Annotated in this window: 26 protein-coding genes and 1 tRNA gene; 9 read left to right on the top strand and 18 right to left on the bottom strand. The window is 42.8% G+C overall.

The features are described 5' to 3' along the window. The first annotated feature begins 48 nt into the window (after positions 1 to 48). Positions 49 to 705, top strand: coding sequence for a metal-dependent transcriptional regulator (locus DB398_RS08235; protein WP_108423921.1), 657 nt, complete (start codon positions 49 to 51; stop codon positions 703 to 705). Beyond that, positions 705 to 1,526 carry a ZIP family metal transporter gene (locus tag DB398_RS08240; protein ID WP_108423922.1) on the top strand — a complete coding sequence of 274 codons (822 nt, stop codon included), beginning with the start codon at positions 705 to 707 and terminating at the stop codon, positions 1,524 to 1,526. The genes DB398_RS08235 and DB398_RS08240 overlap by 1 nt, the downstream gene beginning before the upstream one ends. A 4-nt stretch (positions 1,527 to 1,530) precedes the next feature. Here the strand turns inward: DB398_RS08240 and DB398_RS08245 are convergent, their stop codons facing one another. The 4 genes from DB398_RS08245 to DB398_RS08260 form a co-directional block, all read right to left on the bottom strand. Beyond that, the gene (locus DB398_RS08245; RefSeq protein ID WP_108423923.1) at positions 1,531 to 2,655 is read right to left on the bottom strand and encodes an efflux RND transporter periplasmic adaptor subunit; all 1,125 of its coding nucleotides are present in this window, start codon (positions 2,653 to 2,655) and stop codon (positions 1,531 to 1,533) included. A gap of 2 nt (positions 2,656 to 2,657) precedes the next feature. Next, a complete protein-coding gene (locus DB398_RS08250; RefSeq protein ID WP_108423924.1) occupies positions 2,658 to 7,004 on the bottom strand; it encodes a CusA/CzcA family heavy metal efflux RND transporter in 4,347 nt (1,448 codons plus the stop codon). A gap of 79 nt (positions 7,005 to 7,083) precedes the next feature. Then, on the bottom strand, positions 7,084 to 7,482 hold the full coding sequence (locus DB398_RS08255; RefSeq protein ID WP_108423925.1) for a hypothetical protein: 399 nt from the start codon (positions 7,480 to 7,482) through the stop codon (positions 7,084 to 7,086). Positions 7,483 to 7,606: 124 nt separating this feature from the next. Beyond that, positions 7,607 to 8,083, bottom strand: coding sequence for a hypothetical protein (locus tag DB398_RS08260; protein WP_108423926.1), 477 nt, complete (start codon positions 8,081 to 8,083; stop codon positions 7,607 to 7,609). Between the two features lie 105 nt (positions 8,084 to 8,188). Between DB398_RS08260 and DB398_RS08265 the strand changes: the two genes are divergently transcribed. Genes DB398_RS08265 through DB398_RS08275 form a run of 3 tightly spaced genes read left to right on the top strand, consistent with a single transcriptional unit; the run spans position 8,189 to position 9,456 of the window. Continuing rightward, a complete protein-coding gene (locus DB398_RS08265; RefSeq protein WP_108423927.1) occupies positions 8,189 to 8,623 on the top strand; it encodes a hypothetical protein in 435 nt (144 codons plus the stop codon). Positions 8,624 to 8,650: 27 nt separating this feature from the next. Continuing rightward, the gene (locus DB398_RS08270) at positions 8,651 to 9,058 is read left to right on the top strand and encodes a DUF2141 domain-containing protein (RefSeq protein WP_108423928.1); all 408 of its coding nucleotides are present in this window, start codon (positions 8,651 to 8,653) and stop codon (positions 9,056 to 9,058) included. Between the two features lie 5 nt (positions 9,059 to 9,063). Then, positions 9,064 to 9,456, top strand: coding sequence for a DUF423 domain-containing protein (locus tag DB398_RS08275; RefSeq protein ID WP_108423929.1), 393 nt, complete (start codon positions 9,064 to 9,066; stop codon positions 9,454 to 9,456). Here DB398_RS08275 and DB398_RS08280 read toward each other — a convergent pair. From DB398_RS08280 to DB398_RS08310, 8 genes are all read right to left on the bottom strand, one after another. After that, positions 9,453 to 10,166 carry a DUF4097 family beta strand repeat-containing protein gene (locus DB398_RS08280; RefSeq protein ID WP_159076353.1) on the bottom strand — a complete coding sequence of 238 codons (714 nt, stop codon included), beginning with the start codon at positions 10,164 to 10,166 and terminating at the stop codon, positions 9,453 to 9,455. The two genes, DB398_RS08275 and DB398_RS08280, sit on opposite strands and share 4 nt — an antisense overlap. A gap of 107 nt (positions 10,167 to 10,273) precedes the next feature. After that, a complete protein-coding gene (locus DB398_RS08285; RefSeq protein ID WP_108423931.1) occupies positions 10,274 to 11,026 on the bottom strand; it encodes a DUF4097 family beta strand repeat-containing protein in 753 nt (250 codons plus the stop codon). Positions 11,027 to 11,045: 19 nt separating this feature from the next. Next, positions 11,046 to 11,837: a HEAT repeat domain-containing protein gene (locus tag DB398_RS08290; RefSeq protein WP_159076354.1), complete on the bottom strand. Its 792-nt coding sequence runs from the start codon at positions 11,835 to 11,837 to the stop codon at positions 11,046 to 11,048. Between the two features lie 2 nt (positions 11,838 to 11,839). Beyond that, positions 11,840 to 12,364 carry an RNA polymerase sigma factor gene (locus DB398_RS08295; protein WP_159076355.1) on the bottom strand — a complete coding sequence of 175 codons (525 nt, stop codon included), beginning with the start codon at positions 12,362 to 12,364 and terminating at the stop codon, positions 11,840 to 11,842. 128 nt (positions 12,365 to 12,492) lie between these two features. Further along, positions 12,493 to 12,636 carry a hypothetical protein gene (locus tag DB398_RS18430; RefSeq protein WP_177190054.1) on the bottom strand — a complete coding sequence of 48 codons (144 nt, stop codon included), beginning with the start codon at positions 12,634 to 12,636 and terminating at the stop codon, positions 12,493 to 12,495. A gap of 2 nt (positions 12,637 to 12,638) precedes the next feature. Continuing rightward, positions 12,639 to 14,855 carry a ferrous iron transport protein B gene (gene feoB / locus DB398_RS08300; protein WP_108423934.1) on the bottom strand — a complete coding sequence of 739 codons (2,217 nt, stop codon included), beginning with the start codon at positions 14,853 to 14,855 and terminating at the stop codon, positions 12,639 to 12,641. Further along, entirely contained in the window at positions 14,852 to 15,094 is a 243-nt protein-coding gene (locus DB398_RS08305; RefSeq protein ID WP_417935546.1) for a FeoA family protein, read from the bottom strand. The genes feoB and DB398_RS08305 overlap by 4 nt, the downstream gene beginning before the upstream one ends. An 87-nt stretch (positions 15,095 to 15,181) precedes the next feature. Further along, a complete protein-coding gene (locus DB398_RS08310) occupies positions 15,182 to 15,856 on the bottom strand; it encodes an SCO family protein (protein ID WP_108423936.1) in 675 nt (224 codons plus the stop codon). Between the two features lie 151 nt (positions 15,857 to 16,007). Between DB398_RS08310 and rseP the strand changes: the two genes are divergently transcribed. Together rseP and DB398_RS08320 are read left to right on the top strand one after the other, a co-directional pair. Then, on the top strand, positions 16,008 to 17,366 hold the full coding sequence (gene rseP, locus DB398_RS08315; protein ID WP_108423937.1) for an RIP metalloprotease RseP: 1,359 nt from the start codon (positions 16,008 to 16,010) through the stop codon (positions 17,364 to 17,366). 178 nt (positions 17,367 to 17,544) lie between these two features. After that, positions 17,545 to 17,618: transfer RNA gene (locus DB398_RS08320), tRNA-Asn, on the top strand. Between the two features lie 383 nt (positions 17,619 to 18,001). On the opposite strand, the gene DB398_RS08325 is transcribed toward DB398_RS08320, so the two are convergent. From DB398_RS08325 to DB398_RS08340, 4 genes are all read right to left on the bottom strand, one after another. After that, a complete protein-coding gene (locus DB398_RS08325; protein WP_108423938.1) occupies positions 18,002 to 19,705 on the bottom strand; it encodes an ATP-binding protein in 1,704 nt (567 codons plus the stop codon). Further along, positions 19,698 to 20,969: an SIR2 family protein gene (locus tag DB398_RS08330; protein ID WP_108423939.1), complete on the bottom strand. Its 1,272-nt coding sequence runs from the start codon at positions 20,967 to 20,969 to the stop codon at positions 19,698 to 19,700. The genes DB398_RS08325 and DB398_RS08330 overlap by 8 nt, the downstream gene beginning before the upstream one ends. Positions 20,970 to 21,158: 189 nt before the next feature. Continuing rightward, positions 21,159 to 22,064, bottom strand: coding sequence for a hypothetical protein (locus tag DB398_RS08335; RefSeq protein WP_108423940.1), 906 nt, complete (start codon positions 22,062 to 22,064; stop codon positions 21,159 to 21,161). Between the two features lie 115 nt (positions 22,065 to 22,179). Next, the gene (locus DB398_RS08340) at positions 22,180 to 22,761 is read right to left on the bottom strand and encodes a hypothetical protein (RefSeq protein ID WP_108423941.1); all 582 of its coding nucleotides are present in this window, start codon (positions 22,759 to 22,761) and stop codon (positions 22,180 to 22,182) included. A gap of 850 nt (positions 22,762 to 23,611) precedes the next feature. Between DB398_RS08340 and DB398_RS08345 the strand changes: the two genes are divergently transcribed. Then, the gene (locus DB398_RS08345; protein ID WP_159076356.1) at positions 23,612 to 24,193 is read left to right on the top strand and encodes a Panacea domain-containing protein; all 582 of its coding nucleotides are present in this window, start codon (positions 23,612 to 23,614) and stop codon (positions 24,191 to 24,193) included. Next, positions 24,183 to 24,629: a hypothetical protein gene (locus DB398_RS08350; RefSeq protein WP_108423943.1), complete on the top strand. Its 447-nt coding sequence runs from the start codon at positions 24,183 to 24,185 to the stop codon at positions 24,627 to 24,629. The genes DB398_RS08345 and DB398_RS08350 overlap by 11 nt, the downstream gene beginning before the upstream one ends. Before the next feature lie 199 nt (positions 24,630 to 24,828). Here the strand turns inward: DB398_RS08350 and DB398_RS08355 are convergent, their stop codons facing one another. Both DB398_RS08355 and DB398_RS08360 read right to left on the bottom strand, forming a co-directional pair. After that, positions 24,829 to 25,176, bottom strand: a complete 348-nt coding sequence (locus DB398_RS08355; RefSeq protein ID WP_108423944.1) for a hypothetical protein — start codon at positions 25,174 to 25,176, stop codon at positions 24,829 to 24,831. A gap of 57 nt (positions 25,177 to 25,233) precedes the next feature. Continuing rightward, positions 25,234 to 26,841 (bottom strand): HEPN domain-containing protein, encoded by a 1,608-nt coding sequence (locus DB398_RS08360; protein WP_234416149.1) that lies wholly within the window; start codon positions 26,839 to 26,841, stop codon positions 25,234 to 25,236. Positions 26,842 to 26,928: the final 87 nt, after the last annotated feature.

A 26,928-nucleotide genomic window follows, 5' to 3' on the forward strand; every position in this document is an offset into this window, starting at 1 on the left:
AAAATAGGTTTTGATAAATAAAAATGTATTTTTGGAAAAATTTTTTTCATGACCCGATCGGAGGAGAATTATTTGAAGGCCATTTTTCACCTGGGCAACGGGGAAGCGGGTTCCATCAGTACCAATGCCATTGCGGAACAGATGGAGACCAAACCCTCGTCCGTTACCGATATGGCCAAGAAACTGGCTGAAAAGGGCTTGGTGCATTATAAGAAGTACCAAGGAATTTCCCTGACCGATGCCGGTACTCGGACGGCACTCTCCATTATCAGGAAACATAGGCTCTGGGAAGTGTTCTTGGTGAAAAAACTGGATTTTACCTGGGATGAGGTGCATGAAGTGGCCGAGCAGTTGGAACACATCAAAAGCGAAAAATTGATCGATAAGATCGATGCGTTGTTGGATTTTCCCAAATACGATCCGCACGGGGATCCCATTCCCACCAAGGACGGAAAGTTCATGGAGCGGGACAAGCAATTGCTCAGTGAGATGCCCATACATGCCCAAGGTGTGTGTGTCGGGGTCAAGGATTCCTCCGCTCCGTTCCTGAAATTTTTGGACAAGAACAAAATAGCTTTGGGAAACACGATCAAGATTTTGGATAAAGAAGATTTTGACCAATCCCTGCAGATACAAATGGAAGGCAGGGAACTTCGGATTTCCCACCAGATAGCATCCAACCTTTACGTTAAAAAGAATGACTGATGGAACAAGTAATACAGTATTTTGAGGAAATAGATCCCGTTTTGGCGGCTTTTTATGCCACATTGTTCACTTGGGGACTCACCGCATTGGGAGCCGGACTGGTGTTCTTCTTTAAAACGGCCAACCGTGCCGTGCTGGATGGCATGTTGGGGTTCACGGGTGGAGTGATGGTGGCCGCAAGTTTCTGGAGCCTCTTGGCACCGGGGATCGAGATGAGCGAAGGCGAAGGTTTTGTTAAAGTAATCCCTGCGGCAGTGGGCTTCTTGTTGGGAGCCGGGTTTATTTTTGGTCTGGACAAAGTATTGCCCCACCTCCACATCAATTTTAAAATGAGCGAGGCCGAAGGGATAAAGACCCCTTGGCACCGCACCATCTTGCTCACCTTGGCCATTACGCTGCACAATATTCCCGAAGGATTGGCCGTGGGCGTCCTTTTTGGAGGGGTGGCTGCCGGTTTTGAAGGAGCCTCCATCGGGGGTGCCGTTGCACTGGCCATTGGTATTGGACTACAGAACTTTCCCGAAGGCTTTGCCGTGGCCATGCCGCTCAGGCGACATGGATTGAGCAGATGGAAAAGTTGGGTCTATGGACAGGCCTCTGCCATCGTGGAGCCCATAGCAGGTGTGCTTGGAGCTTGGGCCGTACTCACTTTTGAGCCCATTTTGCCCTATGCCCTTTCTTTTGCTGCCGGGGCCATGATCTTTGTAGTGGTCGAGGAGGTGATTCCTGAAACGCAACAGGACAAATACACCGATATCGCCACCATGGGTTTTATCGGTGGATTTATCATTATGATGACTTTGGATGTGGGACTGGGATAATAAATTATCCCCCGATCAGATCAAAGACACCCTTGGTCAAAAATTGGTCCGTTTCTGACCATTCCGTGCCGATGATTTCGGTATGGCCATCAAACGTGTTCCCTTGTTTTACGGCCACACGCTCAAAAGTGTAACCTCCGTCTTCCTGGCCCACCAATTTGAGCACGAAATGATTCCCCTCGGACTCGATCACCGCTTCTTCTGGCAATGACCAGGTTTTGATGGTATCCGTCATGATCATGGCATCCACGAACATACCCGGCAGAAAATTCCCGTCCTCGCGTTCCAAATGGCCATGGACCTGTATGGAACGTTTGGCCCCGTCAATGGAGGCTCCCACTAAATGGACCTCTGCGTTGAAGGTTTCTTCGGATGCCTCAGGAATTTTAAACTGGATCTTTTGTCCTTTCTTCACTTTGAGGATGTCCTTTTCAAAAACAGTGAGTTCCAAATGTACATGACTGTTGTCCACAATCTCCAAAATCTCGGTGGCAGGGGAGACATAGCTTCCTCTGCCCACGTTCATTTGGATGATGCTTCCCGAGATAGGGGCATAAATTGCTGTCTCAGGTGAAATCTGCCCTTGCTCCACCTTGCTGGGTGAAATGTTGAGCATCTGCAATTGTTCCCTCAAACCTTGGTAGCGGGCCTTCGCCATTTCATAATTGCTCTTCGCTTGTAGGAAATTCTTTTGTGAGGCTATTTTTTCATCAAAAAGGGTCTGGTTGCGTTCAAATTCGGACTTCAAAAAATCCAATTGGTTGAAAACCTCAAGGTATTCCTGTTGCATCTGTACAAATTCCTGGTTTTCCAAGGTCACCAACAATTGTCCCTTTTGGACTCGGTCACCAATCAATAGGGTGGTCTTTTTTACGAAACCGCCCATAAAGGCCGTGACACTGGCCCGATTTTCGGGCGGAACGTCAATCATTCCCGAGGTTTCCACCATTTTGGGGAACGTTCTCCTTTCCATGGTTCCCAATGTCAGGGAATTGGCGTCAAATTGGTCTTGTGTCACCACGATTCCCTTTTCTTCCGTCTGTTCCTCGGAAGTGGATTTTTCATTGTTTGTATTGCCGCAGCCCGTCAACAAAAGGAAAACTGTGGCAAATTGGATGATATGTTTCATTGTTATAATGTTATGGTCAAGTAATTAATGGCGATTACAGTCTGATTGTATTGGTGGAGGACATCCAGATAATTGAGTTGGATGTCGTAGGCGTTCTCCAGACTTTGGATGTATTGGAAAAAGTCGATTTCCCCATTTTGAAAATTTCCGGAGGCCGCCTTCAAGATCTGATCGGAAAGCTGACCGCCCTCGTCCTCATAATAGGAGAGTTCTTGGGCCTGTTGCTCCAATTGTCCCAACAAGGTTTTGTAGCGTTGGTTCATGGCAACGGTAATCTCTGTGTTTTCCATCTCCGTGATCTTGGTCTGTATCTTGGACGATTTCACCTTGCTGCTATGGCCGAAAAAGAAAATCGGGATGCGAACCCCCAGCTGGATTCCGTACAGTGATGTCCCAAGACCTTTATTGGTCCCTTGAAAATACTCCAGGTTCAGGTCAGGCAATAAACGGTTTTCCTCCAAGCTTTTTTGGGCATTGCTGAGCTCTTGGCGATGGTCCAAAAAGGAGGTTTCCGTTTCCAACATTCCCTGGGCGTTCAGTACCGTGAGTTTTTCGGGTTGCTCTTCCAGAATATCCAGGGTATTCCCGCTTTGCACCAAGCTCACGATCTTACCATAGGTGGTCAGGATCTGCTGTTTTATTTTGGAATAGGTGTTCGTGATCTGGCGTTGCTTGGCCGTGGCCGTCACTTTTTCCAGATAATTGGTCTCCCCAAGTTCAAAACGCCTGTTGGCCGCGTGGGCAAAATTGCTGTAAATGCTGTCCAGTGTCCCATAGAGCTTTGCCTTTTGGGTCAAGGTCTGGTATTGGTAATAGGCATTGCTCAGCGATTGGTACAGTTGCTTCTTTTGAATTTCAAATGATGATTTTTGAAACTCGTGATTGGATTTTTGAAGCCTGCTCTTCGCCCCATATACGGTGGGAAACTCAAACTGTTGCTGTGCCCCAAAAACCTTCAAGGGCTCTCCGTTCAACGCAAGGTTGTTTTCATCATATTGGTAATAGATGTCCGTTTTGTCAAACTCAAAGGCGGTTCCCTTGAGCGTTTCCGCTTGATCTACCATCAACGAACCGGCCTGAATCCCCTTGTTGTTTTTCAATGAAAGCGTCATAAGGGCTTCGAGGTCCAACTTTTCTTGGGAAAATCCGGAAGCTGCCATCAAAAGAAGCAGGATGGTCAATCCGTTCCTGTTCAATTTTCGTTCTTTTCTTCTTTTTCTCATTCCTCGGAATTTGATGTTATGGGAATAGGCATACAAAACTGGTAGGATCACCAGGGTGAGTATGGTCGCCGTTACCAATCCGCCGATCACCACCGTGGCCAACGGTCTTTGCACCTCTGCCCCGGCATTGGTGGACACGGCCATGGGCAAGAATCCCAATGCCGCAGCCGATGCGGTCAACAGAACGGCACGGAGCCTGTCCTTGGTACCCTGTTTGATGAGGTCTTCCATGGAATCAAAGTCTTTGCCCTTGAGTTCCTTGAAATGCTCTATCAGCACGATCCCGTTCAGTACCGCAATACCAAAAAGCGCAATAAAACCTACCCCCGCCGATATGCTGAAGGGCATGCCCCGTAGCCAGAGCAAAAGCACACCTCCCACAGCAGATAGCGGAATGGCCGAGAAGATGAGAAGGGCTTCCTTGACCGAACCGAACGCAAAGTAGAGCATGATGAAAATGAGCAACAATGCAATGGGTACGGCAATCGTCAACCTGGCTTTGGCATTCTGAAGATTTTCGAACTGGCCTCCATAGGTGACAATATATCCAGGGGGCAATGTTATGTTTTGATCGATCAGGAACTGCACATCGTCTACAACGGATTGGAGGTCCCTGTTCCTGACGTTGATGCCGACCACGATACGCCGTTGGGTATTGTCCCTCGAGATTTTGGCGGCCCCTTTTTGATAGCTGATCTCCGCAAGTTCGCTCATCGGGATCTTTCCGCCGTTGGGAATGTCCACATAAAGGTTTTTCAGGTTGGAAATATCCTTTCGGTTTTCCGAATCCAACCGAACGGCCATATCAAATTGGCGTTCCCCTTCGAACACACTTCCCACCACTTTGCCTGCAAAACCCATGGCAATCATCTCGTTCAGGTCGGCGATGTTGAGTCCATGCCGAGCAATTTTGGCACGGTCAAAAGATACGTTCATTTGGGGGAGACCTTCCACTTTTTCCACAATGATGTCCGAGGCCCCTTCCACATTTTGGATAAGGTCCTTGATCTCGTTGGCCTTCTTGTTCAGGATTTCCAGGTCCTGCCCAAAAATTTTGATGGCGATGTCGGCCCGTACCCCTGTGATCAATTCATTGAAACGCATTTCAATGGGCTGGGTAAACTCCAGTTCTATTCCCGGAATGACCGCCAAGGCCTCCTTGAACTTGTCGGCGAGTTCATCCTTGGTTTCGGCAGAGACCCATTCACTCTTTGGTTTCAGGGAAATGATCACATCACTTTCTTCCATGGACATCGGGTCCGTGGGCACTTCTGCGGCCCCGATACGGCTCACCACCTGTTTTACCTCAGGGAACTTTTCCAATAGGATCTGTTCCATTTTGGTCGTTGTTTCGATGGTCTTGGCCAAAGTGGTACCTGTTTTCAAAACAGGCTGGATCACAAAATCCCCTTCGTCCAGTGTGGGAACGAATTCGCCTCCCATCGAGGAAAAGAGCAAAATGGCTCCCACCAACAGTGCCGCTGCAACGGAAAGGACCAGTTTCTTGCTTTTCATGGCCCATTCGATGACCGGTTCATACCGACGGTTGATCCAGTTGACCAAACGGGTGGATATGCTCTTGGGCGATTCTTTCGAGGGTTTTAGGAACAATGCTGAGGCCACGGGCACATAAGTGAAACACAACAGGATGGCACCCAAGAGGGCAAAACTGAAGGTCAGGGCCATGGGTTTGAACATTTTGCCCTCCACACCGCTCAACGAAAGAATGGGGATGAAGACAATGAGAATGATAAGCTGCCCAAAGACGGCGGAATTCATCATTTTTGTGGCTCCTTTCAAAGTGACGTCATCTTTGACGGACTGTGTTTTCGCCTTGTCCAAATGGGCCAGATCGGCTTTCTTTTGTGTAATCTGGAAAGCGATGTATTCCACGATGATCACTGCCCCGTCTATGATGATCCCAAAATCGATGGCCCCAAGGCTCAACAGGTTGGCATCCACCCCAAAGATGTTCATCAGCGTCAGCGCGAATAGCAAACAGAGAGGGATCACCGATGCCACCACAAGCCCGGACCGCCAATTGCCCAAGAGCAGGACCACAACGAATATAACGATAAGGCAACCGAGCACTAGATTTTCCGTTACGGTGAAGGTGGTCCGTCCAATAAGTTCACTTCGATCCAAGAATGGATTGATATAGACCCCTTCGGGCAAGGATTTGGAAATGGCCGTGACCCTTTCTTTTACGGCTTCGATCACACGTTTGGAATCGGCATCTTTCAGCATCATGATCTGACCAAGGACTTTTTCGCCCTCTCCATTGCCAGTGATCGCCCCAAACCGGGGAGCACTTCCAAAACCGACCTTGGCCACGTCCTTGACATAGATGGGAATGCCATTTCTGGTGGTCACCACAATGTTTTCGATATCCTTGAGGCTTCCGACCAAGCCTTCCCCGCGGATAAAATAGGCTTGGTTCACTTTTTCGATATAGCCACCGCCGGTAACACTGTTGTTCATTTCCAAGGCGGTGAAGATTTCTTTTGCGGTAATATTGAAGGCGTTCAGTTTTTGGGTCTGGATGGCTACCTCATATTGTTTGAGGTGTCCGCCCCAGGTGTTGACCTCCACCACCCCGGGAATACCGGAGAGTTGGCGTTTTACGATCCAGTCCTGTATGGTCCTGAGTTCTGTGGAGCTGTAAAGGTCCTTGTAGGCAGGTTCCACATCCAGTACATATTGGTAGATCTCGCCCAACCCCGTGGTTATGGGGCCCATTTCCGGGTTTCCGAACCCATCTGGGATACGGCTGGTCGCGGACTTTATCTTTTCGGCGATAAGTTGCCTAGGGAGGTAGGTCCCCATATTGTCCTCAAAAACAATGGTGACCACGGAGAGGCCGAACTTGGAAACCGAACGGATTTCCTTGACCCCCGGAAGGTTTGCCATCTCCAGTTCCACCGGATAGGTGACAAACTTTTCCATGTCCTGGGTGGACAGACTATTTGATGTGGTCAAGACCTGAACCTGGTTGTTGGTGATATCGGGAACGGCCCCGATGGGTATTTGTGACAGCGAATAGAGCCCCACCAAGGCAATGCCCGCCGTAAAGAGAAGAACAATGAACTTGTTCCTTATGCTAAAGGATATAATGTTTGAAAACATAATTCATAGAGAAATGTATAGCGTTATAAATTCGATAAGGCTTACGGAAATAGGTCCAGCAAAGCTGGCATACTATGAATTAGGCTTGTTTTGGGGGCTGAAAAGGCCCATCGCCCCAAATGGGGGAATACGATACTTGGTAATGGAAATTACTAGCACTGTCGAGCGGAACCTCAGAGTTGGATTGGAAATAGGGTTCCGGTTCAATTACGAAGGCCATAAGCTGCGAGCATTGGGATTGATGCTGAAAGGGCAATTGCTCGTGCTCTTGCTGTTCCTCTTGGTGTTTTTCGCTATGGGAGGCCTTTAGGTTGCCATAGTGTTTGGACACAAAAACGGAAAGGTCATCGCCATATTCATCGATATGGAACTGGTAGTGCTCAAAAAAGTTGCCCATCTCAATCAAATCGTTGAAATGGATATTGACGCTCTGTAGAAAAAAGAGCAAGGCCGTTCCTATGGTGAAAATCTTTTTCATGCCAGTCCCACAAAATTACGAATTCTATGAATCATCCAAATGCTTGGAAATAATTTAGAATGAATCTGATTTTGTATGGGATCCAATGTCTCTCCAAGCTTTCCCGTAGGCAACATTTTTGTACTTACGGTTTTAATTCTTGCAGGACCAGGCCATAATCATGCTGCAGGTCTTCGTGGAGCAACGGGATTTTTTTCTCGATGTATTCCAGTTGCCTTTGGTAAAGGTTGAGCAGGGTAGTGTTGCGGCGGATGGAGGGCCTGAAATCCTTCAATTTTTCGCAGAAGTACAGCAATAGTTCCACTTCAGTGGCCTTTTCGCCCGAATAACGGATGTATTTTTTGAGGTTCCTGAGGATCTTCCGGACGCTTTTCTTGATGTAGAAAAAGCTATTGACATTGATTTCCGAGAACATTTCGTCCATTTCCTGTTTTACGGCTTCGATATAGCCTTCCTCACTGTCCGCTTCAAAGAGCAGATAGGTGAGCAGTTCCTTGTTTTCCTTTTTGAAACGGGCCAGCCGCAAACAGAGCTGCATCACCTCGTCCTGCGATCGGAACTGGAGTTCTTTTTTCAATTGTGCAATGGTGGCGGCTTTCATAAGCTGGACTTGATCCTTCAAATATACTAGGAATGCATCTTCTTGACCCTTAAAATGAATTGCACTACCTTTAAAGTCGGCAATTCCTTTAAGTTTTACCTTGGTATGACAACAAAAAAAAGACATTGGTTATGGAACGTGTTGATCGTTCTCACGTTGGGCCTGTGCATTTTCGCCTTTGTGGAACACTACAAAAATTGGTGCAAGATCGAGGAGGGGAACCTAAAGGTTCTTTCCGGGATCTATTATCAAAAAATCCCTTTGATGGAAATAGACAGTGTGGTTTTCGTGGACAAGCTCCCCGAAATGGAGCGTTCCAATGGCTTTTCGTGGATGGCCAAGGAAAAAGGGGTGTTCAAGGACTCCATTACCCAGAGCAAGGTCTATGTTTTTGTGGATGACCTAAGGCAACAAAAGATCAAAGTGGTGCACCACGACTCCCTTAAATTATACTTAAACCTTCAGGATAGCATAGAAACCCAGGGAATATATACTATTTTGCACGCCGAATTGATGGAACGCACCAAGCAGCCTCAATGATCGAACTGAAACAGTCCCAAGTTTCCCATGAGAAAAATGCTCTTTTTTACTGTACTGGCACCCTTATGGGTTTTTTCGCAGAACACCATTTCGGTACACATCAACAATGTGGAGTCCAATGAAGGGCAGATCAAGGTGGCCATTTATGATTCCGATGATTCTTTTTTGTCATTTGAGCAGGTATATCGGGGCAGTAATGTGAAGGCCCAAAAAGGGCAGGTGATTTTGAGAATGGAGAACATCCCTTCAGGTGAATATGCCTTGGCGGTGTTCCACGATGAAAATGGAAATGGAAAGCTGGACACCAACTGGTTGGGCATTCCAAAGGAAAGGGTTGCATTTTCACATGGCAAGATGAAAACTTTTGGCCCCCCGAAATACAAGGAATGTGCCTTTAAGGTAACCGCTGACCATGAAATCAGCATAGATCTGTAAATAATATGGGAACAATTTTGATGGCCCAAGTGATGGGCGCGGTATTTGGACTTTTGGCCGTGGTTTTTGGCGCTTTTGGTGCCCATGCCCTCAAAAAGAAACTGACCCCTGAGTTGCTCCATAGTTTTGAGACAGGGGTCAAGTATCAAATGTACCATGCCATTGTGCTGTTGGTCTTGGGTTTCAACCTCAGTTTTGACGGACCGTTGGATTCGGCCATCGTCAACTGTTTTATTTTTGGTACGCTATTGTTTTCTTTCAGCATCTACGCCCTTTGCTTGGGTGCGGCCAAAGGGGACAAGCCCCGTTGGTTGGGGCCGGTCACTCCCATTGGCGGATTGTTGCTGGTCGTGGGATGGGCCTTGTTGCTCTATTCCTTTGTTGCCAATTTGATTTAGAGCCGTAGGTACATATTCCCGTTGATGGTGTTCAGCTTGAGGCGATGGGTGGCCTTGTCAAAGCTTCCCTCCACCTTTTGGCCCACATACCGATCGGTGACCTTGAGGTTCAGTTTTTCATCGGCATAAATGTTCCCATGAATCGTCTCGGCGACCAACTTGGAATTTTTCATCACCAGATCAATTTCTCCGTTAATGGTCTGCAGATCCATATCCCCATCATACGTTTTGATGTCGATATTGCCGTTGATCAATTCTGCGGTAAAGTTCCCTTGGATGACCTCTGCCTTTAGGTCGCCATTGATGCTGCTCACCTTGAAGCGGGCATTTTTTGGGACATAGAGTACATAGTTGAATTCATAGGTGTCCCCCGTGGTATAGTAGCGCTTCTTTTTATCGGGGTTGTTTTTGTTCCATTCGTCATAAAAGGCTTCGAAAATGGGTTTTGCATCGGATGCAATGGTAATGGAACTGCTGCTCTCATCAATATTGAGCTTGTACAGATCCAGGAACTTTCCATCTTTTGTGGTAATGTCCGCTTTGAAATAGACAGTGGACTTGTCCCAGGTCTTGACTTCGATGTCAGAAGCAAACTTTACATCAAGGTCAATGAACTGACCGGAGTAGTTGATGTTCTTTTCAATGATTTTTTGGGCAGATAGGGACAGGGTGGCCAATCCCACAAATGCAGCGACGATTAATTTTTTCATGACGTTTCGTTTTTTGATTTTAGTGTTTGATTGATGTTTTGTCCTCTTGAGCGCAGTCGAAAGATGGACAACACCTCTCGACTACGCTCGATGTGACAAGGGTGAGCTTATTTTTTTCTGAGATACATGTTTCCATTGGTGGATTTCAGTGTGATGTCCACTCCACCATTGTTGATGGTTGCGCTTATTTTTCGTCCCAAAACCGACTTGAGGCCATCTTTTTCGTTCAACTTTACGTCAAAATCGGTATAGACGTTGCCGTTGATGGTGCTCATGGACAGGTTGGCCGGGGTATTGCCGGGAAGGCTCACATCCACGGCCCCATTGGTGGAATATAGGGAAATAGGGGACCCTTGTTTTACGGTGCCAAACTCCACCGTAAGCTCACCGTTCAAGGTGTTGGCGGTAACGGGACCGTTCACGTTCAGGATCTTGACGCTGCCATTGAGTTGGGCGTCTGCTTCGATCTCACCCGCAAACCCATCAATTTCGATGTCACCGTTCCAAGTGCTCTTGGCAGAAATGTTCTGGTTTTTGGGAAGGTAGATCTCGGCCCCTTCGGACTTTCTAAGGTTGGTCACGATAAGGGTGTTCCCGTCTTGGATGACGGAGAAGCCGACACTGGTGTTGTCCGTTCCTCCTTCGCCCACCAATTTTAGGCCTTTTGCCCTTTCTGGGGTTTCTACCGATGGCCCTGATTTGATGAGCAGCTCATTGGAACTGTGTGTCCTTACCGTGATGTCGGATTTGGATTCGATCTTGACCCATTGGACCCCATTTAAGGATTTGGTATAATCGGATTGCGCCTTGGCTAGGGTACCCACCAAAAGGGCGGTTAGTAAAAATTTGAATTTTCTCATGATTTTCGTTTTTTGATGTTTATGTTATACTTGGTAATACAGCTTTGATCTGTTCTTTAATAAAGGGTTGGGTATCTTCCTGTTCCAGCAGTTTTTTCATGGGCTCCGCGGCCTTTTTCTCCTGGATCTCCACCAGAACTTGGATAATGGCCACTTGGATACTCGGGTTCTTTTCTTTTTCGAGCGCTTCGATCAGCAGGTTTTTTACAGTTTCCGATGAAGTGAACTTGGACAGTGCCTCGAAGGCGGTCAAGCGGACGTTGTCGTTTTCATCATACAAGAGCCTGTTGCCCAAAGCCTCAATGATGGCTTCATCGGGCTGCTCAAATTCTTCGATATAGTTCACCCCTTGGATGCGCTTGCTGGCCGATTGGTTTTCCATGAGGGAAAGCATGGCGGTCTGTTTCATCTGCAAGGTCTCGTCCCGCAGCAGGGCAATGTCCCCATCTACCTTGTGCTGTTGGAACAGGGATCCCATTTGAAATGAGACTGCCAAAAGTGCCACACTGGCCGCAATTTTGAGCAGGTTGCCCCCCCAGTTTGTTTTCTTTTCGGGGGAGGATAGGGGAACCACTTTGCCCCGGCTTTCCTTTTCGGCTTCCAGGGCCATTTCAAAGGAAGCCCTCAGCCTTTCCGAAGGAACTGGGATGTCTTGGCTGTCAAAGGCATGGAACAGGGCCTTCATTTCTTCGAGGTCTTGTTGGCATTCGTTGCATTTGCCCAGATGCTGTTCCACTTTTCTCCTAGTCTCCATGTCCAAAGTACCGTCCAGATAGTCTGGGATGAGGTCTGAAATGTGATTGTTTTCCATGGTCATATGCTTTGTAGGTATATTGTTTTCAATTTTTTCAAGACCCGGCAAACTTTGGTCTTTACCGCGCCGGGGGTACTTCCGATCATTTCTGCCAACTCTTCGTAGCGTATTTCCTTGTATCGGCTCAAGATAACCAGCTCCCGGTCGGCCGGGTCCAGTTGGTTCAGGGCGTTCTGCAAGTGGGTATTGTTATCCATTATTTCATCTTCTTCCTCCACCGCTTTGTAGGCCAACACCTTGATGTCCTCATGGGGCTTGTGGTCCCTTGTGAAATGTGTCTTCAAGTTGTTTCGGGCGATGGTAAAGAGCCAAGCCTTGAACGATCCGTTCTTGTACGAGCTCCTGTACTTGATCAATTTATAAAAGACATCCTGTGTCAGATCTTCGCTCAACATATGGTCACCGCACATTTTATATAGAAAATGATAGACGTGCTTGTGATATCTGTCGAAAAGGATCTTGAGCAGATCAAGGTTGCCCTCAGCAACTTTTTGCATTATGATCTCATCTGAAAGCGCTTCCAAACAATGTTTTTTAGTTGGTGTTCAACTTATATAGTCTGGAAATTAAAAAAGGTTACACAGAGGGGATGAAAAAAGTCAAAAAAAATCGCTTTGTGGAGAAAGCGATTGGAATTCGAAGTATTATATGCTCAACTACAGCCACAATTGTCCTGACCGCAGGACTTGGAACCTTTCTTTTTACCGAAGACCGACTTGGGTAAAAGGAACTTCCAGACCAAATAGCCAACTGCCAAGGCCAAGGTGATATAGACTAAAATCTGTTGTACTTCCATGACTATGCCAGAATTTGATAAGCGGCCAATGCCACAACATAGGCCAAAACACTCATGAAGCCCAGTTGGATCATGGGCCATTTCCAGGAATTTGTCTCTCGTTTAACAATGGCCAGCGTGCTCATACATTGCATGGCCAAGGCATAGAACAGCATCAACGATACGCCTGTTGCCAAATTGAACAGGGGTTTTCCATCATCATCCAGTTCTGCGGCCATCCTGTTCTGAATGGTCTCTTCCTCATCGCTTCCCACACTGTAAATGGTGGCAAGGGTGCCCACAAACACTTCCCGGGCTGCAAAGGAGGTCAATACGGCGATCCCGATCTTCCAGTCATAGCCCAAGGGCTTCACAATGGGTTCAAAGGCCTTTCCGGCCTGACCGATATAGGAATGCTCCAACTTGTAGCTGGCAATTTCCTGTGCCTTGGCACTTTCGGTGAGTTCCGCGGTCAGGGTTTGGACCGAATCCTGCACAGCGCTTGGCGCAAGTCCTTCCGATTTCACTTCTTCCAAATAGGAATCAATGTTGGTCTGGATATAGTTATTGCTGTAGGTGCTCAAGCCTTCGTTGGTGATTCGTTCACTGACGATCTCTTCGGCATTTTGAAAATCGTCCGAGTATCCATTGGACCCCAAGAACCAAAGCACGATGGAGAGGGCCAAAATGATCTTCCCTGCCCCGAATACAAAACTCTTGGTCTTTTCCAGAACGGTATAGCCCACATTTTTGATCAAGGGCATGCGGTAGGTGGGCATTTCCACCATGAAGAGCGACCTACTTTTGATTTTTAAGATCTTGTCCAGTACCATGGCGGAAAAGAGGGCCATCCCAAACCCTAGAAGATACAGCAGCATAAGGGTCAATGCTTGGTAGCTAAGACCCAATACGCTTCCTTCGGGAATTACAAGGGCAATCAATATGAGGTACACGGGCAGTCTGGCAGAACACGTGGTAAAGGGCGTCACCAAAATGGTGATGAGGCGTTCCTTCCAGTTTTCTATGGTACGGGTGGCCATAATGGCGGGAATGGCACATGCATTGCCCGAGATCAAGGGCACCACACTTTTTCCGCTCAAACCAAAGGGGCGCATCAAACGGTCCATCAGGAAAACGACCCGGCTCATATAGCCCGATTCTTCCAAAAGGGAAATGAAAAGGAACAGAAAGGCAATCTGCGGGATAAAAATGACCACCCCTCCGATACCGGCCAGGATCCCTTCGGCCAACAGATCGGTAAACAATCCGGCGGGTAGTGTGTTCTTGATCCATTCGCTTGCCGCGGCAAACTGTTCGTCAATAAAATCCATCGGATAGCTGCTCCACTCAAAGATGGTCTGAAAAATAAGCAGAAGGATGGCAAAGAAAATAAGGTAACCGAACACTTTGTGAGTCAGGATCTTATCGATAGAGGCCCTTAGCCCCTTCGCGGCCAACTGGTCCACTTTGTAGGTCGACTTGAGCGTATCGTTGATGAACTGATAGCGTAGTACTGTTTCGCGGTGCTGTAGTTTTTTCAGTTCTTCCTTTGATTTGGTAAAAAAGGAAGTGGCATCCTGGATCTGTTTTTTTTCGATCGGCATGAAGTTCACGTCCTGCGTGATGACCAACCAAAGTTTGTAGGGATCCTCATTGGGGAAGGCTTTTTGGAGATTCTTGAAATAATCCGGGGAAATGCGTGATGCATCAAGGTTGGGAGCAGTGGACAAAGATCTGTAATCGGCAATCAACTCTTTGATGCGGTCGATGCCCTCACCTTTGCGGGTACTCACCAGGGCAATCTTGGTGTCCAGTTGTTTTTCCATGGCCTCGATATCCAAGGAAATGCCTTTGCGGGACATCCGGTCTGCCATGTTGATGACAAGGATGGCGGGAATCTTCAGATCTTTGATCTGGGTAAACAGGAACAGGTTCCTTTTGAGGTTTTCCACATCGGTGATCACTACGGCCACATCCGGAAAATCCTTGTCGTTTTTGTTGAGCAATAGTTCCACCACCAAACTTTCGTCCAAGGAGGTGGTGTTGAGGCTATAGGTGCCGGGAAGGTCTAGAATATGTGCCTTTACGCCCCTTGGCAGCTTGCAGATCCCTTCCTTTTTTTCCACAGTGATGCCGGGATAGTTGCCCACTTTTTGCTTGAGGCCTGTAAGTTGGTTGAAAATGGAGGTCTTTCCGGTATTGGGATTACCGATCAGGGCAACATTGATGCTTTTACTCATGGGGCTTGGGTTTCTTCAACTATATCAAGCTCAATGAGCTGGGCCAATGAGCGCCTTATGGCGATGTGGCTTCCATTAAGGTTGATGTATATGGGGTCGTTCAAAGGGGCAATCTGGACCAGTTCCACGCTGTTGCCGGGCAGGCACCCCAATTCCAAAAGCTTGATGGGAAGCACATGTTCGGAAAAATCCTTGATGATTCCCTTTTGCCCATATGCCAAATCTATAACGCTAGCCACAATACTTATTTAGATTGAATTTAATTAAGGGCAAAAATAAGTAAAAATGTATAAAAAGGGGTCAAATCCACGGTAAAGGTTTAGGTGTTATTCTTTGTAGCTCTCCTTGAGTACGTTGAGGTCTTCGAGCAGTTTGTTGATCTCTTCCCGATTGGTGCCATCATAAAAGCCCCTGATGCGGCGTTCCTTGTCCACCAAGATGAAATTTTCGGTGTGGATCATGTCGTATGGGCCTCCGTCCCCGTCGGTCTTTACGGCCAGATAGGATTTTCGGGCCAGCTCGTAGATCTGTTTTTTTTCACCCGTCACCAAGTTCCATTTGCTGTCCACCACGCCTTTTTCCAAGGCATATTTTTTCAGTTGGGGTACGGAGTCGATCACCGGGGTGACCGAATGCGAGAGCAACATCACCTCGGGATCGTCCAGGACCGCGTTTTGGATCTCGGCCATGTTCTTGGTCATGATGGGGCAAATGGTGGGGCAGGTGGTGAAAAAGAAATCCGCCACGTAGATCTTGTCCTTGTAATTTTCTTGGGTGATGGTCTCCCCGTTTTGGTTGGTCAGGGAAAAGTCGGCAATGGTGTGGTATTTTTTCTTGTAGTGCAAGGTGCTGTCCACCAACGAGGGGTCCACCATGGACGGCTGGTACACCGGGAGCAATTTTTGGGGTTGCAGTGCATTGTAGAACAAATAGACGATCACTGCGGAAAGCCCCAACAAAACCAAGCCGAAAAACTTGTATTTGGCAAAGAATGAACCCATGTTGCAAAATTACGACCCGAAGCATGATTCTTCAAGCCTTGAGGCTGTTTTTGTTACTAAATCTTTCTTAAATCAAGAACTTATCCAAAACTGCTGTTTTTTTATCACTTCGTAAAAGTTTACTTTTGTGCGTTTTAACAAAAGACGAACGATGACCCCTATACTGATAAAGACCATACAATTCTTTCTAAGTCTTTCCCTGCTCATTGTACTCCATGAGCTTGGGCACTTTATCCCGGCGAAGATATTCAAGACGCGGGTGGAGAAGTTCTATCTGTTCTTTGATGTGAAATTTTCGCTCTTCAAGAAGAAAATAGGGGAGACCGTTTATGGTATCGGTTGGTTGCCCTTGGGAGGCTATGTGAAGATCTCGGGCATGATCGATGAGAGCATGGACACCGAACAGATGAAGGAAGAGCCTAAACCTTGGGAATTCCGAAGCAAACCGGCCTGGCAGCGTTTGATCATCATGTTGGGCGGGGTTACGGTGAACTTTGTACTGGCTGTGGTCATTTTTATTGGGTTGGTTTTTGCCTACGGAGAACAATACATTGCTGCAGATAGTCTTAAAGATGGTATTTGGGTGACCGATAAGGCCTTGGGGGATGAATTGGGTATACAGACCGGGGATAAGATTTTGACGATTGATGGCAAGAAAGTTGAAGCTTTATCGGAGATAATCCCTGGATTTGCTTTGGGGAATCAATATACTATGGAGCGAAATGGTGAAGTGATAGAGAAAGAAGTCCCAGTGGATGTCATTGAAACCTTATCGCAAGAAGAAGACAGGGATAAAATCAGATCTCTGATCACATATCGGGTGCCTTTTGTTGTAAGTCAGGTTCCGGATAATTCCATCAATAAAAGCAGCGGCCTTGAGTCTGGTGATTTTGTAGTAGAAATGAATGGGCAGCCTGTGGAATACAAGGATCAGATAGTCCCTATTTTGGAGAAGAACAAAGGAAAGACTATCCTAGCTGTTGTAGATCGAGGGGGAGAACGAATCGATTTGAAAGTTAAGGTGGCGGACGAAGGTACCTTGGGCGTTTATGTGGGGATGACCCCTGAGGAATACAAAGAGGCGGGTTACGTTGAGTGGAAAACCTTGAGGTACAATTTTCTTGAATCCATTCCGGCAGGTTGGAACAGGGGTGTCAGGACGCTCTCCGACTATATCAAGGGGATGAAAAAGATTTTTAACCCCGACACGGGGGCGTATAAAGAAGTAGGAGGTTTTGCAGCGATTGGGGGCATGTTCCCCGATACGTGGAACTGGCCAGCATTTTGGGCCACTACGGCTTTTATATCCATCATACTGGCCTTTATGAACATTTTGCCCATACCGGCATTGGATGGTGGGCATGTGATGTTCCTGCTCTATGAAATGGTGACTGGACGCAAGCCCAGCGACAAGTTTTTGGAGTATGCACAGATGGTCGGTTTTTTCCTATTGATTGGTTTGCTGCTGTTTGCCAACGGAAATGACCTATACAAATGGCTTTTTAAATAGAAAAGCGATTTTTTTGTTTGTGGTGTAATAAAGAATCTGCTATATTTGCACCCGCTTACGATAAAATTCCTCCTTACCTGCCTGCCGGCAGGCAGGGCTCAGAACTGAGCTTTGAGAAAACCCGGCAGAAGGTTAGGTTAAAAGTCAACAAAAGACTTAAAAATTAGTTTAATGACATTCCTCCTTAGCTCAGTTGGTTAGAGCATCTGACTGTTAATCAGAGGGTCCTTGGTTCGAGCCCAAGAGGGGGAGCAGCAATAGCAAGGCTTCAGAGAAATTCAAACTCTGGAGCCTTTTTCATTTGCACGCAATTTGCACGCAGATTGAAAAAAATAAAATTTGAACCCAAATTTTAACATTTCAGTTTAAAGTTTTCCAAAATAAATTGAGATTTGTCCCAAATACTTACCCTAAAACTTTTGCACAGGATCTTGTTTCAATTTTATAGTGTTCAGGAAGAAAAACGTGCAATAAAAATTGAAATAGGGTACAACCTACCTTTGTATTAATGTTCCGGCTAAATCTTATTTGAGTTGGTCCTGTTTTATGGGGGATGGATACAGTTTTGGCCCGTACGGTGGTTTTTGAGTGACTTGGCAATTTGTATGACTTTTAGGGCAGGCTGTATTCCTTTTTTAGTTTAATTTTGGTGTGCTTGAGTCTGGTTTGATATTAGGTTCGTCAAACTTCATTATGATTGGCATAGGAAAATCTACGCCTGTTAAAATGGCCTCTCCTTCTCCAAGAATTGGTAAAAAATCCAATGTGTTTTTATTGGCGGTACTACAAGCATTACTTACTGCTTCTTTGTCAAAATGATTAATTAGTCGGTGTGCTATAAATGTTCCCATTTGACTTAGTGTGCCTTGTGGAATATCTCTTGGCATTTGGGTTGCTATACAGAGGAACAGCCCATGTTTTCTACATTCTTTGGCTATGGAATCGAAAGCATCTAACGGTTTACTATCAAAATACTCGTCTTTAATAGACTTATTTAGAAACTGATGCGCTTCATCAATAAAAACCACAACTGGGATATCTTTGAATGAACCACCTCTTGCTTTGGCTAAAAGAAATTTCCCAATTGCATTTACTAATGTTTCTCTAACTTGAAAATCATATTTTACGTTTTCTAAGTTTAGGCGCAATAATTTGTCATCAGTATTTTCGATGGATATAAATTGATTGAGTACATCAGTTAAGTCATATTCGTCCTTTGTCTTTGTAAAACCAAAGATTTCATCAAACTCAGAAGTGTTTATAAGGTTGTTTATACGAGAGACTAAACTCACGCAATACGCAAAATCAGTATTATAAATGTTTTCCCAATGTGTCCCTTTGTCGTATGCACATTCTTGTGCTATTTGAAGGTTTAATTTTGTAAAATCAAAATCCGCTTTGTTGTTCTCTATAGAAGTAACATTATCAAAATAAAACTTGTTGTAAGGAGATTTTTTGGAGTTTTCTTTTTTTAGAATTCCCTCCGTTATTTCAATAGTTTCACCTTTATAATTTAATTCATTCGAATTAGCGAGCCTTACTATTTTCAATGACCGAATTGCTTCCATTAATTTTGGAGCTTGCGTTTTTACAGAAGGTTTTAGCAATACAAATAAATCATCAATTGTAAGTTGTGAATAATGAAACATATGAGTCCCATCACCAACGGAAATAGTTTTAGATTGGTCGTATTTCCCACTATACTCTCCAGTCGCATCAATCAAAATTGTTTTATTACCTATTGCTACTAATGATTCTACCAATTTACTTACCGTATAACTTTTTCCTCCTCCTGTAGTACCAACAATAGCACAATGGCGTCCAAAAATGGATTGCAAATTTATTTTGACATTGGTATTTGGACTTGAAACTAAACCTCCTATTGCAATTGTTTTTGCGATTTCGCCACTTCTTACTCCAAACCTTGACATATATTCTTGCACCAATTCTCCTGAACTTACAAATACTTTTGCTCCAATGTTTGGATAGGCTGTTAATCCCTTTTTAACATCAAACGGATTGTATAGATCAAAAGATAAAAGAATTTCAATTTTTCCTGTGGGATGAAAATCACTGGTTTGAAATGCTTTCTCATTCAAAGAAAGTCGTTCTGATTCTGGTAATGATAATTCTGTAATTCTACCTAAAAAACCAAATTTATCGCCTTCAATCACGACAAAACTACCCACCAAGCCGCCGTTAAATTCTTTACCAAAATGAGTGAATCCATTCAATAACACCGATGAAGGAAAATGAACTTTCACAAATTGCGGTAAAACCTGATTGATATAACCTAGAAAATATTCGTGCTTGAAAGGATTTATCTTTTGGTTACTCATTTTTGAGGCTTATTGTGACTTGTTGGGGGTTTTCATATGTTTTTATCTCCGGAAAATAATTGGCAAAGTCCGTAAATGTTTCTGAAACCATTAAAATTCTTTCGGTTTGCAATGCAGCATCCTTTATGGTTTTTAGTGATTTTGAAGCGACATCACTGTCAAATCCAGGGTCAATTATTGCCAATCTAAAACCTGGGTTTTGATTCAATGCTTCCTCTATTGCTGCATTAATATGCTTATCATTAAAACTGTAACCTATACAAACCAATAAAGTATCACCATTTAACCTAAGGTTTTTTTGAAACCGGGCCATCATTTCAAAAAATGGTTGCTCGTATGAATCTTCATATTTGGCTTCTCTAGGATAAACCATCAAAGCTCTTTTAGGCTTTTCTTTAATTACTACACTGCCAGTTTCTTCAATTCTTTCCCAGTTGATAGAACCGTGTAATTTGTGTAAATGAAAAACACGCTGTACAAAATTATCTTCTTCTTTGAGTTTGCTTCCTTCTCTTTGTACAAAATCATAATCAAAATATCTACCGCTGAATGTTCTTGGAAATGTATATGAAAAACCATCAATGACAATTGCGTTTACAGCTGTTGCGGCATCTTCAAAAAGTAAGTCATAATTTAAAGTAAATACTTTAACTCGTGGGCTGGTTTGCTTACGTTGCAACACTTTTTCAAGTAAAACTTTATGTGGAAATGCATCATTTTTTGGCGTTGGAATGGTACATTTTGCTTGTATGAGATTGAAAAGTAAATCCTTTAACTCGGATAGTTTTTTCTTTTCATCTTTAAAAACAATCTCTGAATCTTCTGAAAATTTTATGAAGCCTTCAACTTGGCTCAATAAGGATTCAATATCCTTTTTTTCTTTTTTCTCGTTAGGAAATTTTACAGCCTTAATGATGTTGCCTAAACCATCAACCTTATCTGTTTTAAATTCTTTAACTGCTTCGTCCCACAATTGAGCCATTGAAAGACCCTTTACATCCATTGAAGAACCCGCTCCAGTAAGAAGTACTAAATTCTTAAATGGCTTTTGGAAAAATGCAGTGTAAACTTTGCGTTTTTCACTATTTGCGAGTTCAACACTAGGTTCTAGGTTCCTACCTTCTGCATCTTTATTATTAAAAGGTCGGATACCTGAAAGTTTTATAAGTTTTCCCTTATCAAATTCTGAATCTTTAACCTCTATAGTTTTAGATTTTCCATTGATTAAAATGTATTTCCATTCCTCTTTTTCTTCTTTTGCCATATTTAAAAAGCATTAAACTTATCTCCCATCGCCTGTTTCAGATTCCATTTTTGTGGTGTCTAAGGTACTTTCAAGCACAATCAATTTTTGGTCGGTATGGGTTTTGAAATGTTCTGCCGTTTCATTTGCAAAGGTTACATCCAAACAAATAAATTGCTTTTTGTCGCCATCTGTAGCTGTATGCAATTTTTAATTCAACAAGTTATTAATGTTTTCTTCCCAACCTTCTCTGTGAATTATTCTTTCCTCGTATAAATCGTTATCCAATATTTCCTTTTTTGAAAGTTGAGAAAGTTCTTGCCAATTTCTATCAAAAACATAAGTAGCATTTCCTGTTCTAATACTTTCTAAAACGTAGATGTTTTTATTAGGGAAACCAAAAACCAAATAATCATTGAAACCACCTTGTCCTACTGCAACAAAATTCGGTGTATGGTCAGATATAGTTTCAATTCTGTAATTAGCTACTGGTCTATTGCCTTCCGGTTGTCTCTGAATAATATCAGTAACTTCATTTTGAACGACTTCCCAAGGGTATTCTCCTGGTGGTAATATCCTCCAATTTAATCTGATGACATTTGGTGATAATGGTGGTGCCATTTCTGCTGTTAAGACATCACATTCGCCAAATAATTCTAAATATAAATTGATAATGTGCCTAATTTCATCTGCATTATCGGCTTTGTTTAATTGTTTAGAAATAAGAAGCTTTGAACCGTCTTTGATTGCGATTTTAAACTCTTCACTCGGTGGCGGAACAAATTCTCTTGGGTAACGCTCACGAGCTATGTAAACAATTTTTGAATGTTCATATCCACTCCAATCTTTCCAAGTCCATTCACGTGTTTGATAATAAGTTTCTTTCTCCAAATCTTTCCTAATGTTATACTTTCCTTCGCTATTATATTCAGAAATAGGGCCAATTGAAGTTGGGAGAACTTGCTCGTTCACATTTAGTTCATTTGTGAAACCGATCTCAATTAATCTTTCATGATGATTTTGTAAATCAGTAAGACCAATGAAAAAATCTGCATTTGCAGGTATTAATCTCAAATATGGATTAATATTTCTTACTCTCGATTTCCCTATTTTCATTTTTTAAATTTTTATCATTTATCTAGGTTTACTCGAACATTTTCCGAGTTTATAAGCGTTGTTTAAATTCCATACAACGTTTTGGCTAAAGCTAGTGCGGCTATTCGTAAATTCCTTAAGAACCGGAATCGTCATCGTCAACCGAGCCTGTGTCTGTCGAAGATGAAATGCCCGCATTAGCTTTAGGTGTTGTTGTTGTGCGTTTTTTTAGTTGATCTATTTCCTTTTTAAGACTATCTATCTTAGTGTTGAAATTATCAATTCTGTTCAGACTTTTTCGCTGATTCACAATTATACTGTCTTTCGTTTCAATCATTTTAATCAAGCTGTCATTGGTAGAACTTGTTGAGCAGGAATGAATTCCAAAAATTATCCCTGTCAAAACACCTAGAATTGCTATAGCCTTATCTGCGATTTTTAAAAAAGTACTTTGTTTAGTCTTGCGGAATTCCTTGTAGTAGCTTGAATTTCGGATTAGGATTTCTCCATTTTGAGTCAAGCCATATTTTAAAATGTCTCCCTTGTACTCAGGGGGAAAAACGGCTAAGTTGCCATCTCTTTCCATCTCAAGAATAGCAAACTCAATTTCATTCTGTTCGAACTTGATATTTTCTAATAGTTCATTCCTGGGAGCAATAGGAACTTCCTTGTCAACTAAATATCTAAGGATTGTATCTTTTACGTTCTTCTCTTTCATTTCTTAAATGCACCACAACTTGGATATATACCCAACTTTTATCAGCATATTTTACTATTTTGTTGGCTATGCCCAAAAAATTACTGGACGAACATTGAATTTGGGGGAGATTATGCTAAATGTAAGAAATTTCATTTAATTGTTAAATGTGGAATTCCGTATAAGGTTTAATAATCTATACGAATCAATGATTTAGATTCCAGAATTAGATTGCTTTCGTTTTTGTTTTGCTTCGCAAAAGAAAAATGTAAAGCAAGAGGATAACAGGCTGGCGCACTGTTATTGATTCATTTTCCTTCGGAAAAGCCCATTTTTAGTATGTTCTTCGAAAATATAGATTAATGACTTTTATAGCATTTTTTACTAAAAAGAGGCTTCAGCTTAATAAAATCAATAGATTTTTTACTAAAAAATGATTTTTTGAAGTAGGGCTTAATTCAAGAATGAAGACTTTATTTATCCATATAATTTTATGGCTAATCTCTTATTTTTCACGGAAAAAGGTGTTCAGCCCAATAAAATCAAGGAATTTTTCACGGAAAAATCAAAATAAGTTGATTTTTTAAGGCAAGAATGCTTTCTTCGTTACTAAATCCTCTTCTTGGTATTTCTTTTCCTGCCTGTAATACTGCAATATGGGTTCTTGCCCATCATTGATCCATATCCAACTGGCATCTGGTTACAGCCAGATGGATGAATTCCTCCTCGTTATTTTCCATAGCTCATTATTTGGCTTTGGTCTATGTAATCATTGCATTTTAAGTTAATTGTATTCTAATTTTTATATCTTTGGCACACTTTTTTCGTCTATAATGCGTATATTATATAGATGAATGCTACAAGTAACCATATGGCCTACTCAAAATCCGAAATCGATAAACTCGGGAACACTCTTATTTATTTGTGCAAGAATATTGGAGAGCCTATTTCTAAAACCAAGGCTATAAAGCTCTTATATTTTATAGAAGAGTTTTCCATTAAAAAATATGGAAAACCTTTTCTAGGATTGGAATGGGAAGTATGGCATCTTGGCCCGGTGGCCGAAGACCTCTATGCAGAGATAAATGACCCTTTTATGTTGTCTGATTTTATTGAGACCACTGCACTAAAGGGTTATGAGGGTAATTTCATATGTGCTAAAGGTGAGTTTAATGATGATGAGTTTTCAAATTCTGATATTGAGTTGTTGAATTTGTTAATTGAAAAACTTGGAAGTAAAACTGCTAGTGAACTTATTGAGTTAACACACAGGCCTCACACACTTTGGTATAAACTTTCAAAGGAGAATAATCTATTAGAAAGTTTCAGTAAAAAAACAATGACAACTACGGATATAAAGATTGATTTATCCAACTTATTGTCAGATGATAAAAAGGAAATCTTCTTAAATTACTTGGAACAAAGGGATATTAAACGGATTTATGGCTATTAATCCATTTTCTCTCCTATATTTTCCTACTTTCTATTTCAAAAATGGAGGTTCTAAGCCTAAATACTTTATACCCTTATATTTGGATGGGAGTAAATTGATTATTGCAAGTTTACCTAGTTCTCAGGATTTCGTTCCAGATGATATAAAAAAATATGGTTGCATAGAATACCCTGATAAATGTATTAGTTGCTTTCATTTTCCTAGTGGGAAAATTATCTGTGATGATTCGGGTTTTGCATTTCCTCTTGACACTTTTATTTATCTGGATCAAATAGATGATTATGATAAAGATATATTCGAGTCAGTATACCCTGTAGAAGGAATAGATTATCATACTAAGGGGAGTCTTTCCAAATCAATCAAAGAAGATCTTTTAAAATGTATTTTGAATAGTTCTAGGGTTAAGAATAAAATAAAGAGATACCTCTCGGTTTAATTCACATATTACTCGTTAATATCGTGGTTATTGAAAGTGTTGAAATCAGGTGCGGATTTCTTTTGATTAAGTTGGCTTTCTAATATTTTTGGATTCACCCCTTCTTTAAAGAAAAAATGTGTTCAGCTCAATTAAATCAAGGAATTTCTAACGGAAAATTAAGTATAGGGTGCTTTCTTGGGGTTAAGAAGGATTTGATTCATTCCTCTTCTTTGGCTTTCTTTTCTTGCCTGTAAAATTGGTTCAAATGGTCCATCAAGGCCTCTTCTCCGACTGGCATCAATCGGTTTGCAATGGTCATGGCTTGATGGATGAATTCCTCCTCGTTTCTGTCCATTACATCATCCGAACCCAATTCTGGGTTGATTGCTCTCATGGAAAGGTATAGCAATGCACGAACGGTCAACAAGAGATCGGCATGACCGTCAAGGTAAAAGAAGGTTGGTTGGAACTTGTCCTTGAACCACGGATGTGGAGCCAGGGTCGGGGTATAATCATTCGCATGATGTCTTAAATCCTTTATAAGCTTTTCTTCGTTCGGGTTCATGGCAATTTGTTGTTTGCTTTTTGAATAGACTTTTTTAGCTTATGTGTAATATGGACATTATTCCGTTGATTGCGTCGTATGGATAAAATCTCTACTATTGGTCAAAAACTCTTTGATACGATGAATTAGCATATCCGCTTTGATTTCCTCTATTTCTTCATCCCTGATTTGAAAACGTAATTTTGACCTCGCATTTCTCAATAGTTGGAACAGGTCCCGGTCAAGTTCCGTTTTCGTGGGGAAATAGTTATGGATATTAGGATAAAAATAGGCACACAAATTTATCAGATGCGACAGGGAATAGTTTTTGGGCCTATACTTTAAGATACCATAGATCAACCCAAGACAGGTTTGTTCAACCGCCAAGGAAATAAAATGAACGGCCATCAATGGGTCATCTATTGGGGATTCAGCCACCAATAAATAGTTTCTTGCCCTCCTGTACCTGCTACTGATTGTCTGTCTTGTTTTTTTAGTTTTTGTTATAGGAGAATCGTCCTTGGTCATAATATCCAAGACGCCTTCACCTTGAAACAGGAGCTTGGCCTTAGAAACAATCGTCTTAAAAAAGAGGTTGTCTTTATTGAGTTTTTTGGAGAATACTTCTGGAGTTTCCATGCACAAACAAAGGCTTATCCTCTGAAATTTTTGTTGGATGGTATCAACTATTCTATGAATAGAATCAATGTTGCCATTCTCTGAAACAATAAATAACCAATAATGGATGCAGTCAGTTGAACCATCAAATGCATCAAGAAAATGGTTTTCATCATGGGTTTGAAAAGTTCTTTTTTTCACAAGATAGATATGGGTGGGGGCCATTCTCTTTTTAATTAACGATACAATTTCATGTAGAATCGCATCAACTGGTTTATCTAGGACTGTTGTGAGTTCCTCAATACAGTTTTCATCTTTATTGAAAACTTGGGAAGAATAACCCTCATCATCTCCATGGATTCTTTCCCTACAAAGTTCCAGATGCCCATTGAAGATGTCTTCAACTTGTTTGACAAAGGATTGGAATTCAGACTGGATAATTTGGGACTGTCTTTTGTTGATCTCGAATTCATTTCCATAACGAGCTGCACTATATGAATGCTCCAAAAGGAGCAACAGTTCATTATTGTCCATTTCAGATGTCTTTGGAAACGGACGTAACTTTGGAAAGTATTCTTTGCAAAAGTTGATATGGCTGATGATGCTATGGGTCACTTTGCTCTGGCCGATGCACATTTGTTCCAGGAAACGGAAAGCAAGTTCAAAGGCTTGGTGAAGGTTGAAAGTGGCAATAGTATGGTCACCTTCCTTTATCAATATGTCCGCAGTATTTGCAAATGCTTTGACCTTTTTCATCTCTGAATCGAAATAACGTTCAGCTCTTTTAAGGATGTTCCCAAGGGCCAATTCGGGGTAATCCAAAAGGTTTGTTCCCTCTGGGTGGGCATATACCATTTCTCCAAGGCAGCAATGCTCCAAGAAATAGAGCGAACCACGTAAGATTCCAATCTCGGATTGCTCCTCTGTATATATTTTGATTCGGAAATCGGTGTGTTCCTTTCCCATCTTTGATACTAAGTCCAGTATTTCATTTGGAATGGGATTGTTGTTGACATCAACAAAAAGAGTAAGGATATGATAATAGGAGTTACCCTCCTTTTGTTCCATTGATAGAAATATGGCATCAATGGTGATGACGTTCAGAATGTTGTCAACCAGACTGGAGAGTTCCTCCTTCTTTTCAAAGTTTTTCGC

It is taken from the genome of Flagellimonas amoyensis, assembly GCF_003058265.1.
In the GTDB taxonomy this organism is placed as follows: domain Bacteria; phylum Bacteroidota; class Bacteroidia; order Flavobacteriales; family Flavobacteriaceae; genus Flagellimonas; species Flagellimonas amoyensis.